The sequence below is a fragment of the Giesbergeria anulus genome (assembly GCF_900111115.1).
GTDB lineage: Bacteria > Pseudomonadota > Gammaproteobacteria > Burkholderiales > Burkholderiaceae_C > Simplicispira > Simplicispira anulus.
Map to the genome: position 1 here is coordinate 1 of NZ_FOGD01000022.1, position 11,022 is coordinate 11,022.

Here is an 11,022-nt window from a genome sequence, read left to right on the forward strand (position 1 = left end):
CTTGTCTACCTTGGGCGACGCCAATGATGGAGCGTAGATCCGAGGCCATTGCTTCAAAGCAGCCAGCCTGGAGCCAACGGCGTGTTTGTTGGTATACCGTTTCCCAAGGAGGTAGATCGTTGGGTAGCATGCGCCAAGGTGCCCCGGCACGTACTAGCCAGCGCAGGGCATTAAAGACTTGGCGTAGATCATGGTGACGCTGGGGAGCATCGGTGGGGTAGGGCTTGCGCGACATGGCTGCAAATTTACCCTGTTCCAGCACTCACCGAGTGCATAACACGCTCTAAGGCACGGCGCAAACCAACGTCTGGGGAGCCGATATTCGAGCACTGCATCCAAGCACTGAAGTGGCATCGATTGTTCTTGGGCCACCCCATTCGTGGCTGGTTGGTGGCGCAATACAAAGGGAGCGCTATCAACGTCTATGTTTTCTCTGAACACGATAAGCCTTTGATCAGTATCAAAAATAGCCGCGCAACTTCAGTCAACGAAGATGGCACGAAAATCATTGACGTTGGTGTGCGTAGGACCGGTCACCAGCAAGTCGCCCAGGCCCTGAAAGTACCCATAAGCATCATTCCGGTCTAGATGGCTGGAGATGGACATACCGGCAGCTTCTGCGCGGGCCAGTGTGTCCGGTGTGACAAACACCCCTGCGTTGTCTTCCACCCCATCGATGCCATCCGTGTCGGCGGCAAGCGCCCAAATGTTAGGTTCGCCTTCCAGCGCTTGCGCGAGCCCTAAGCAAAATTCACCGGCACGGCCACCTCGACCTCGCGGTCCGTCCAAGGTCTGGGGTTTGACCGTCACGGTGGTTTCGCCTCCGGACAGGATGACGCAGGGTCGCGTAAATGGGCTGTTACGACGTGCAACCGATCGTGCGAGCGCCGCATGTACCTTCCCGACCTCGCGCGATTCGCCCTCAACTTCGTCGCTCAGGATGTGTGCCGGAAGTCCCATGGCGCGGGCGCATTCTGCGGCCGCCACCAGTGATTGCCACGGTGTCGCAATGAGTTCGATCCTGGCATTGACAAAGGCAGGATCGTCGTCTTTCGGGGTTTCCAGATCGCCTTTTTCAAGCTGCTCTCGGATGCCGTCAGGAATCTCGATTTTGTAGCGTTGAAGTATTCCCAAGGCTTGCTCGGCCGTGCTCGAATCCGGGACAGTCGGTCCGCTGGCGATTACCTCTGGGTCGTCTCCAGGGACATCGCTGATCACTAGGGTGAGCAGTTGGGCCGGGGCACAGGCAACAGCCAATCGACCTCCCTTGATTTTAGAAAGGTGCTTCCTGACGCAGTTCATCTCTCCGATATGGGCACCGGAGAGCAACAGATCTTGATTGATTTTTTGCTTTTCATGAAAATCCAGTCCATCGGCTGGCAGCGTCAGCAGTGCCGATCCTCCCCCTGACATGAGGCAGAGAACCAGATCGTCAGCACGGAGACCTTCAACCGCCTTGAGCATGCGGACTGCCGCGTCGCGGCCAGCTTCGTCGGGTACAGGATGGGCTGCCTCAGCAATGTCGATGCGGATCATAGAATCCGTCGGTCGAGCAGGAATATGCCCGTATCGGGTCACCACTAGACCAGACAACGGGGCGTTCTTTGGCCAAAGCCGGTCGACTGCATGTGCCATCGCCGCGGCAGCCTTGCCAGCACCAATAACCACTGTACGACCTTGCGGCGGCGGAGGCAAAAAAGTGCCAATTGTGAGCTCAGGTTGTGCCTTTCCAACTGCTGCGTCAAAGAGCTTTCGCAGCACAATCCGTGGTTCAATTCCCTCGCTTTTACAAGTCATGGTGCTGGCTCCATCACATTCACCGGAGCACCGTGAAAAAATCCTTCGATGTTATCTATCAACTGGTCAGCCAACCCCTGCATAGCCTCGTCGCTTGCCCATGCTACGTGTGGCGTCAGAATGAAATTTGGGCGGTCGAGCAGAGCCATAAAAGGATGATCGGGCGGCGGTGGTTCGACGCTTGCGACGTCGAAAGCAGCGCCGGAAATATGTCCTGCATCCAGGGCCGGCCCTACCGCAGCCTCGTCCACCAGACCGCCACGGGCGGTGTTGATCAGCAATGGCCTTCTGGCCATTGCTGCGAATTCGTCAGGACCGATCATGTTGCGCGTTTGCGCATTGAGCGGGCAGTGCAGAGTGATGATGTCGGCTTGCCGGAGCATATCCTCGAACGGGGTATAGAGGTTGCCTTGACCCGTTCTTCCCTTGTGTCCGGTGAATAGAACGCGCAAGCCGAGAGCACGGCCAATGCTTGCGACGGCCTGGCCCAACACGCCGTCACCGATGATGCCCAAGGTCGAAGCGGTCAGATCCCGAATCGGATGGTCGAAGAAACAGAATTGCTGTGCTTGTTGCCAGCGACCATCACGCACCGATTGCAGGTATGCGGCGACGCTACGCCGAAGTGCAAATATCAGCGCAAACGTGTGTTCCGGAACAGTGTGCTTCGCATAGTTGCGGATATTGCTGACGACTATGCCCCGGGCCTGACACGCGACCAGATCGACGTTGTCTGTCCCTGTTGCCGCTATGGCGATCATGCGCAGATTTGGCGCCGCAGCGATGTCTTGTGCAGAAAGCTTAACTTTGTTCACAACCACAATGTGAGCATCGCTGATCCGCGTACTCACCTCCGTCGGCGCTGTGCGGCTATGCAGTTTCAACTCATGCGGGAAGGAAGGCGACCTCAGTACGGTTTGCGGCGACAAGGTCTCTCGATCTAGGAAGACTATTTTCATTTTGTGATGGATGAAGTAGGGGTGAATTAATTGGTTGCTTGGATCGTGAACGCAGGGTCAACCGGTATTGCGCAAACCCGCTGCTATGCCGTTGATCGAAAGATGGATTCCGCTTTGAATGAACTCATCGCGTTGACCGCTGCGATATCGCCGAATGAGTTCAATCTGCAGATGGTGAAGTGGGTCGATGTAGGGGAAACGGTGGCGGATCGAGCGCTGCAACGCCGCGTTTCCTGTCAGACGCTGTTTCTCCCCGGTGATCAGTGACAGCGCTTCGGTCGTGAGGTGCCATTCAGACTCAATTGCAGAAAAAATCCGTTTGCGCAGCTTGGCATTGACCACCAGCTCGGAATAGCGGGACGTCAGTGCCAAGTCGCTTTTGGCAAGTACCATGTCCATGTTGCTGAGCAGGGTGCGAAAGAAGGGCCACTGATGGTACATATTTTGCAACACGCCAAGCGCCTCCTTCTTACCTTCTGCGCCGTTTTGGTTCAAGAAAGCTTCAACCGCTGTGCCAAAACCGAACCAGCCAGGCAAGGTCAATCTGCATTGACCCCAGCTAAATCCCCAAGGAATGGCGCGCAGGTCTTCAATTTTTTGCGATGCCTTGCGCGATGCAGGTCGCGAACCAATGTTTAGTTCGGCAATTTCGTGGATCGGAGTGGCGCTGAAAAAGTATTCGGTGAATCCAGGAGTTTCGTAAACCAGGGAGCGGTAGGCTGCCATGCTGGTTTGTGACAGTTCGGCGGCGGTCTGCAAGAATGCCTTTGAGGCTGGTTTGGTCGGCTGCAACAGGGTGGCTTCCAGCGTGGCGGCTACTAGCGTCTCAAGATTGCGCCTGCCAATCTCAGGATTGGCATATTTGGAGCCGATGACCTCACCTTGCTCCGTCAGGCGGATTTGCCCGCGCACCGTGCCGGGCGGCTGCGCCAGGATCGCCTGGTAGCTCGGACCCCCACCACGGCCTACCGTGCCGCCGCGGCCATGGAACATTCGCAACTGAATGTTGTGTGAATTGGCTAACTCGTCAAACAACTCCACCAGTGCAATTTCGGCGCGGTACAGCTCCCAGTTGCTGGTAAAGATGCCGCCGTCCTTGTTGCTGTCGGAGTAACCTAGCATGATGTCCTGCTCGGATCCGCTGCGTTTGACAAGTTGCGCCACGCCGGGCAGGGCATAGAAATCCCGCATGATGGGCGCTGCATTGCGCAGGTCTTCAATCGTTTCAAACAGCGGCACAACGATCAAGTCGTTGGTGGCGGCGGAGTCAAGGGTCCCGTGCATCAGACCGGTTTCCTTTTGTAGCAGCAGAACTTCTAGGAGGTCGCTGACCGTCTCGGTGTGGCTGATGATGTAATGGCGAATGGCTTCCTTGCCAAAACGGACGCGGGCTGTGCGTGCGGCCTCAAAGATCGCCAGCTCGCCCTGTGCATGGGCGGAATACGTCGAGTCCAATACGCGCAGCGGACGGGCATCGTTGAGCAGGTCCAGCAGCAGTGTGCGCTTGGCCATCTCATCCAGCGCAGAATAATCGGACTCGATCCGCGCCACAGACAACAGTTCTGCCACAACATCTTCGTGTTTATCAGAGCTTTGGCGCAGGTCAACTGTGGCCAGATGGAAGCCAAACACGTCCACGGCGCGTATCAGCGGGTGTAGGCGCTGAGCGATAAGAGGCGCTCCGTGGTTGGCCAGCAGCGAAGCCTCGATGGTGCGCAGATCAGCCAGAAAGTCCTCGGGCAAGACGTAGGCGTTTTGCGGCGCAACGGCATGGCGGGCTGCATCGCCACCGGTCAGACTTTTCAAGGTTGCTGCCAAACGCGCATAGATGCTGGTTAGCGCCAAGCGGTACGGTTCGTCTTGGCGATGCACATTGGTGTCGGGCGAGCTTTTGGCCAGCGCCGCCATTGCAGGTGTAATGCCGACTAAACCAGTTGACTGCGACAGTTCGCTGCCTAAATAGTGCACCTCCGTCAAATAATGGCGCAAAGCTACATCCGCCTGACGGCATAGCGCATACTCTAAGGTCTGCGCCGACACATTCGGATTCCCGTCGCGATCGCCGCCGATCCACTGCCCCATGCGCAGGAAGCTATTTACTGGTTGGTTGCCCAGTTCGCGCTCCAGATGGGCGTAAAGCTTGGGAATTTCGCGCAGGAAGGTGGCTTCGTAGTAACTCAGCGCGTTCTCGATTTCGTCGGCCACGGTGAGCTTGGAAAAGCGCAGCAGGCGGGTTTGCCAGAGTTGCGTCACGCGGGCACGTAGTAGTGCTTCGTTTGCTGCCAGCTCCTTCGGTGTGAGTGTGTCCTTGGCAGAGTTGACCGCTTGCCCAAGGGCCTTGATGGTATCGCGCGCCGTGAGTAACTGCGCAATGTCTCGCTCGGCATCCAGAATGCTTTTGCGCTGCACTTCGGTTGGGTGGGCCGTAAGGACCGGAGAGACAAAACTGCGTGCCAGTGTCTCTGCTATAGTTATTGGCTCTATTCTGGCCCCGTGCAGGCGGGCCATCGCCACTTCGATGCAACCTTCCTTAGTCTCGCCTGTGCGCTCGTGGACGGCCCAGCGGCGGATGTGGTGGCGATCTTCGGCCAAGTTAGCAAGATGACTGAAATAGGTAAAAGCACGGATCACTCTGACGGTCTGGCGACCCGAAAGACCTTTGAGTAGCTTTTTGAGTGCCTTGTCGGCTTCTTGGTCAGCGTCGCGCCGAAAGGCCACCGACAGCTTGCGCACCTGGTCGATCAGTTCAAATGCAGCTATGCCCTCTTGCTCGCGAATCACGTCGCCAAGTATGCTGCCCAGCAGGCGGATGTCGTTGATCAGTGGTTGCTCTACGAGCTTACTTCTGGCGCCATTGATCGGTTCCATAACTCCGGTTGAACGTACGATGGTTTTACGGCGGACGGATTTTGCAGACTCATTGGAATCGAGCATATTGACTTAGTGTGTGGGACGGGTTCGCCCGCGTGGTTTCGATTAAATAGGAAGAAGCGACTTTGCTGATCGAAGAGTTTCGGCCTTTCAAAACAATCTGATCACGCAGTCCAGAGGCAGTGGTGCCAGTGGGTTAATTCGGCACCCCAGATCGGTCAATTGAATGATCGAAGGTTAGTCAGCTTTGATGCGGGCGTCTTTAATAACCTTCGACCATTGCGCCATCTCGGCATCAACAAATTTCCCAAGGCTTTTAGAGTCCATATATGAAGCGAATGCACCTTGATCGCTGACTTTTTTCTTGTACACGTCGCTTTCCACAATGGTCTTTATCTGCGATGTCAATTTTTGAACAATGCTTGCAGGCGTCTTTGCCGGTGCAAAGACAGCAAACCAGGATTCCACTTCATAGCCTGCCAATCCTGCTTCCGCAGTGGTTGGGACGTCCGGTATTGATGGATGACGCGTTGGGCCGGCATAAGCCAAGGCTTTAATTTTTCCTGATTGAACCTGTCCAATCACAGATGGTGGAGTTGTGATAAACATGTCGACCTGACCACTCATCAGGTCGGTCAGAACCGGTCCGGCTCCTTTGTAAGGAATATGGGTCGTAGAGACCTTGGCTTGACGTCCGAACATCTCTCCAGCAATATGCTGGATCGAGCCCTTCCCAGAGGAAGCATAAAAAAGTCCTTTGTCATCTTTATGGCCGTAAGCAATAAGCTCTTTCAGGGAGGTTACCGGCAACTTACCACTCACTGCTATTACGTGTGGTGCACGCATGACCAGCGCGACTGGCGCAAAGTCGGCTGGCTTCCAACGAATTTGCGGAAATAGCGCTGGGTTTCCAACGTGGTATCCGGAATATTGCATTAACAGCGTGTAGCCATCGGGGTTAGCGCGAGCGACTGCTTCCGTACCAATGTTGCCTGATGCGCCAGGACGGTTGTCGATGACGACTGCTTGGCCCCATGCTTGTTGCAGTTGTTCTCCGATGAACCGCGCCATGATGTCGGTAGAACCGGCAGGAGCGCTGGGGACAATGATGGTAATGTTTTTTGTGGGGTATGTTTCCGCTTGCGCGAAGACGGATGCGGCTGCAAAGATAGTCGTTGCAGAGAAAAGAATGGCTACTTTCATGGTTTGTCTCCTAGGGTTAGGTGCGTCTGTGCGCGTGAAAATAATTCAAATTAAATGATTAGCTCTACTAACTTTTTTATACCCGTGCGTCTAGACCGATTCGGAGAAGACGACCCTCATGCCACGAGCTCCGAAATCTCAATTAGATTCAGATCCGGATCCCGCAAATAGATGGATCGGATGCGCGCGGTAGCACCAGTACGCATCACCGGACCTTCCAAGATAGGGACGCTTTGGGCTTTGAGTGCTGAGATGACTCGGTCCAGTGGAATGCTTGCAATAAAGCACAGGTCAAGCGCACCCGGGACGGGCGTGTGCGCTTTGGGTTCGAACTCATGTCCTTTGACGTGGAGATTGATCTTCTGATTTCCGAAGCGAAAAGCTTTGCGCCCGCTGCCGAACGTTTCCAGCTTCATGCCTAGAAGCTCGACATAGAAATGAACGCAGTCGGCTTCGTTGGCCGTGGTCAGAACCAAATGGTCCAGGTGATCGATCATGGCTGCACCTCCAGTGTTTCGCGTTCGTGGGCACGTGAAACAATCGTGGGGAAATCCTGTGGTGGCTCATGGCGCGTGAGACGCGGGCCGGCTCGCGATACTTGCGCCGGCAACGCATGTTCCACTAGTTGTTCGAGCTGCGCTGCGGCGGCAATCAAGCCTTCCAAGGACAAGCCTGTTTCGTAACCCATACACGCGAGCATGTGTGTGACGTCTTCGGTGGCGACATTGCCTGTGGCACCTGGCGCGTATGGGCACCCACCAATACCCCCGAGCGACATGTCGAATCGTATGATTCCCGCCTCAACCGCCGCGATGGTGTTCACGAGTCCCATTGACCGTGTGTTGTGGAAATGGGCGGTGAAATCCAAGGCTGGTTGCCTAGCCAAAACCGTTGCGCAGATGTCCTGCACTTGCGTTGGATACGCCATGCCAGTGGTATCGCACAAGGTTATTCCTTGGACGCCCAACTGCGTGAATCTATCGATCCAATCTAGCACACCGTCCATCGGAACTTCTCCTTCCATGGGGCATCCGAAGACACAGGAAAGTGACACGTTGACGGGGACCTTGGCCGATTGTGCAAGCCTGATCACCTCGGAAAGCTGCCGAAAAGATTGTTCCCGGGTCATTTTCAGGTTAGCGAGGTTGTGTGTCTCGCTGGTCGACATGACGATGTTGAACTCTTCGATCCTGCTTTCCAGCGCGCGTTCAGCGCCGCGGGCATTGGGAACCAGTGCCGTATAAACCACACCAGCTCGTCGAGCAATGCGCTGCATGACCGCTTCCCCGTCTCTTAGAGCGGGAATGGCCTTAGCCGATGTGAACGAAGTGACCTCAATTTTGGCGTAACCTAAATCGCTCAAACGGTCGATAAATGCGACTTTGTCGTCCGTTGGAATGAAGCGGCTTTCCATCTGGAATCCGTCGCGCGTGCTCACTTCATTGATGTAAAGGCGCTTTCCGTGGCCTGTTTGCATAAAGATCTCCTTGTTACTGGACGCAGCTGCGTCAATGGGTTCGAGTGGGCCAGCCTTCGCCGGTCAGGTCAGCGGTATGCTGACCAAGCTTTGGGGCGGCGTGCGTGATGCGACCGGGAGTAGCGCTGAGCTTTGGGACAATGCCCGGAACTTTCAGTGGGCGGCCGTCTGACGTGGGGGAATTGACAATCATGTCGCGGGCCAGATACTGCGGATCCTTGGCGATGTCCTCCACCGAGTAAATATGCCCAGCGGGGACCCCGGCAGCAGCCAGGGTAGAAAGCACTTCTTCGCGAGAGCGTTGGCGTGTCCAATGCTCAATGGCTGTGTCGATCTCGTCGACCCTAGCAACACGACCATCGTTCTGTGCGAGTGCCGGATCGTCTGCCAGGTCAGCGCGGTCAATTGCGCGCATCAACCGCCGGTAGATGCTGTCACCGTTGCCGGCGACGAGGACATAACGTCCGTCGCTGCAAAGGTACGCGTTTGTTGGGGCAATGCCCGGCAACGCACTGCCAGCTCGTTCCCTGATCGCACCAAATGCGTCGTATTCGGGAAGTAGGCTTTCCATAACGTTGAAGACGGACTCATATAGAGCGACGTCAATGGATTGACCCTCGCCGCCGTTCATATTGCGGTGATGCAAGGCAGTTAAGACGCCGATCACCCCATGGAGAGCCGACAAGGTGTCACCGATCGAAACGCCGACGCGAACCGGCACGCGTCCAGGCTCGCCCGTGAGGTGGCGCAGTCCACCCATCGCTTCGCCCAACACGCCGAATCCAGGTCGATCGCGGTACGGACCCGTTTGACCGTAACCGGAAATGCGAAGCATGATCAGCTTTGGATTGAGCTGATGCAGTTGGTCCCATCCCAGGCCCCAGCCTTCCAGCGTACCTGGACGAAAATTCTCGATCAGCACGTCGGCCTCGACGACCAGTGCTCGGACTGCATCTTGCCCCTCGGGCGTGCGTAAGTTCAGGCAAACAGAACGCTTGTTGCGGGATTGAACTTCCCACCAGACAGAGGTCCCGTCGCGCAGCATGCGCCATTTGCGCAGGGGGTCACCGGTTCCCTCCGGTTCGACCTTGATCACATCCGCGCCGAAATCGGCAAGCGTCTTGCCGGCAAATGGGCCAGCAATGAGCTGACCCATTTCGATTACTTTCAATCCGTGTAGGGCTTGCATGTTTCCATCTTTCTTGAAATTTCACTAGACGCAACTTTAGGTCAGCAGGACGGTTGAGAGGAATTGCTAAGGCAGGCCTATGGCTTCGCATTTTGCGAAGCCCAAGAGTAATCTGATGATTTAATATGAGGCATGTCCTCCGTGCCAATCAATCCAGCCCGACTCGACTTTGTAACCCTGCGCCTTTTTTGCGCAGTCGCGCATTCCGGCAGCATTACGAAGGGGGCAGCCCAATGCCACTTGGCGCTTTCGGCCGCCAGCCGCAGGCTTTCAGATTTCGAGGCGGCCACGGGATCTCAATTGATCGAACGCAGTCCGCAAGGGATTACTCTGACTCCAGCTGGGCATGTTGCAATGCAGCACGCGGTGCGTCTTTACCAGGGTTTCGAGTTGTTCAGCAATGAGATGTCTGAGTATTTAGACGGTTCTCGCGGACATGTTCGACTCTGGGCCAACATGTCCGCGTTGACGGAGTTTTTGCCGGATGCGTTAGGGCGTTTCATGAATGCGCATCCTCGGATTCGCGTTGAAATTGAGGAGCAACTCAGTGGAGACATCGTGCGAGCGCTACTTGATGGCATCGCTGACGTTGGTGTGTTTGCAGATGGAACGCCAGCGCATGGCGTTACGGTGGAAACATTTCAGACCGATGAGCTGGTGGTTGTGTGTTCAAAAAATCATCCGCTTGCCAAACGCAAGCGCCTTTCGTTCGCCGAGTGTCTTGAGCACTCGTTCGTGGGTCTTAATCGTGGCAGCTCCTTACTTGAATTGATTTCACGGGCAGCAGAGGCAGTTGGGCAGCCCTTACGTTTGCGCATTCAGGTTCGAAGTTTTGACGCGATGTGTCAAATGATTGCCGCCAATTTGGGAATCGGAGTGCTTCCTCGCGCGACTTGTGAGCCGCTTCTGCGGCCTCGCGGCTTGGTGGCGCTAAAGCTCACCGATAACTGGGCCAATCGCCAGTTACTGCTCGGCTACGTGGATGAGCAGTCGTTGTCGTCAGCCACCCGGCTCATGATTGAGCATTTGAGGAATCCTCTCAGGGTGGATAGCCAACGCTGAATGCGACTTCATACACTTGACGTGGGGTAGCGGTCTTCAAAATCAGCGCTAGTGCGTGTTATGCACTCGGTGAGTGCTGGAACAGGGTAAATTTGCAGCCATGTCGCGCAAGCCCTACCCCACCAATGCTCCCCAGCGTCACCATGATCTACGCCAAGTCTTTAATGCCCTGCGCTGGCTAGTACGTGCCGGGGCACCTTGGCGCATGCTACCCAACGATCTACCTCCTTGGGAAACGGCATACCAACAAACACGCCGTTGGCTCCAGGCTGGCTGCTTTGAAGCAATGGCCTCGGATCTACGCTCCATCATTGGCGTCGCCCAAGGTAGACAAGGCCAGCCCAGCGCCGTGATTCTGGACGGACGCACTTTGCAGTCGAGCTGTGAGAGTGGCCCTCGGGCCGGTTATGACGGCTACAAGCGCAGGCGTGGCAGCAAGGTACATATGGCAGTCGATACGTTGG

Annotated in this window: 10 protein-coding genes; 2 read left to right on the top strand and 8 right to left on the bottom strand. The window is 55.8% G+C overall.

What is annotated here, in order from left to right; all coding sequences use genetic code 11:
• The 8 genes from BMX55_RS15770 to BMX55_RS15805 form a co-directional block, all read right to left on the bottom strand.
• Positions 1-235 (bottom strand): transposase (locus tag BMX55_RS15770; protein WP_143059704.1); only part of this gene is annotated, 235 nt, incomplete at its 3' end.
• Positions 236-480: 245 nt separating this feature from the next.
• A complete protein-coding gene (locus tag BMX55_RS15775) occupies positions 481-1,797 on the bottom strand; it encodes a glycerate kinase type-2 family protein (RefSeq protein ID WP_091459358.1) in 1,317 nt (438 codons plus the stop codon).
• Positions 1,794-2,756: a D-2-hydroxyacid dehydrogenase gene (locus BMX55_RS15780; protein ID WP_091459360.1), complete on the bottom strand. Its 963-nt coding sequence runs from the start codon at positions 2,754-2,756 to the stop codon at positions 1,794-1,796. Before BMX55_RS15780 ends, BMX55_RS15775 begins: the two co-directional genes overlap by 4 nt.
• A 57-nt stretch (positions 2,757-2,813) precedes the next feature.
• Complete coding sequence (gene ppc / locus BMX55_RS15785; RefSeq protein WP_091459362.1) at positions 2,814-5,624, bottom strand: phosphoenolpyruvate carboxylase; 2,811 nt, start codon at positions 5,622-5,624, stop codon at positions 2,814-2,816.
• A gap of 240 nt (positions 5,625-5,864) precedes the next feature.
• Positions 5,865-6,830 carry a Bug family tripartite tricarboxylate transporter substrate binding protein gene (locus tag BMX55_RS15790; RefSeq protein WP_091459364.1) on the bottom strand — a complete coding sequence of 322 codons (966 nt, stop codon included), beginning with the start codon at positions 6,828-6,830 and terminating at the stop codon, positions 5,865-5,867.
• A gap of 116 nt (positions 6,831-6,946) precedes the next feature.
• Positions 6,947-7,327: a VOC family protein gene (locus tag BMX55_RS15795; protein ID WP_091459365.1), complete on the bottom strand. Its 381-nt coding sequence runs from the start codon at positions 7,325-7,327 to the stop codon at positions 6,947-6,949.
• On the bottom strand, positions 7,324-8,307 hold the full coding sequence (locus tag BMX55_RS15800; protein WP_091459367.1) for a hydroxymethylglutaryl-CoA lyase: 984 nt from the start codon (positions 8,305-8,307) through the stop codon (positions 7,324-7,326). The genes BMX55_RS15795 and BMX55_RS15800 overlap by 4 nt, the downstream gene beginning before the upstream one ends.
• Before the next feature lie 31 nt (positions 8,308-8,338).
• On the bottom strand, positions 8,339-9,496 hold the full coding sequence (locus BMX55_RS15805; RefSeq protein ID WP_091459369.1) for a CaiB/BaiF CoA transferase family protein: 1,158 nt from the start codon (positions 9,494-9,496) through the stop codon (positions 8,339-8,341).
• Positions 9,497-9,628: 132 nt separating this feature from the next.
• Between BMX55_RS15805 and BMX55_RS15810 the strand changes: the two genes are divergently transcribed.
• Positions 9,629-10,558, top strand: coding sequence for a LysR family transcriptional regulator (locus tag BMX55_RS15810; RefSeq protein ID WP_091459371.1), 930 nt, complete (start codon positions 9,629-9,631; stop codon positions 10,556-10,558).
• A gap of 100 nt (positions 10,559-10,658) precedes the next feature.
• Positions 10,659-11,022, top strand: a 364-nt coding sequence (locus tag BMX55_RS15815) for a transposase (RefSeq protein WP_143059705.1), incomplete at its 3' end; no start/stop codon positions are given.

Excerpts from the sequence above, each read along its gene's own strand:
- BMX55_RS15790 (WP_091459364.1), bottom strand. The coding sequence starts at position 6,830 with ATGAAAGTAGCCATTCTTTTCTCTGCAACGACTATCTTTGCAGCCGCA.
- BMX55_RS15780 (WP_091459360.1), bottom strand. The coding sequence starts at position 2,756 with ATGAAAATAGTCTTCCTAGATCGAGAGACCTTGTCGCCGCAAACCGTA.
- BMX55_RS15805 (WP_091459369.1), bottom strand. The coding sequence starts at position 9,496 with ATGCAAGCCCTACACGGATTGAAAGTAATCGAAATGGGTCAGCTCATT.
- ppc (WP_091459362.1), bottom strand. The coding sequence starts at position 5,624 with ATGGAACCGATCAATGGCGCCAGAAGTAAGCTCGTAGAGCAACCACTG.
- BMX55_RS15800 (WP_091459367.1), bottom strand. The coding sequence starts at position 8,307 with ATGCAAACAGGCCACGGAAAGCGCCTTTACATCAATGAAGTGAGCACG.
- BMX55_RS15775 (WP_091459358.1), bottom strand. The coding sequence starts at position 1,797 with ATGACTTGTAAAAGCGAGGGAATTGAACCACGGATTGTGCTGCGAAAG.
- BMX55_RS15795 (WP_091459365.1), bottom strand. The coding sequence starts at position 7,327 with ATGATCGATCACCTGGACCATTTGGTTCTGACCACGGCCAACGAAGCC.
- BMX55_RS15810 (WP_091459371.1), top strand. The coding sequence starts at position 9,629 with ATGTCCTCCGTGCCAATCAATCCAGCCCGACTCGACTTTGTAACCCTG.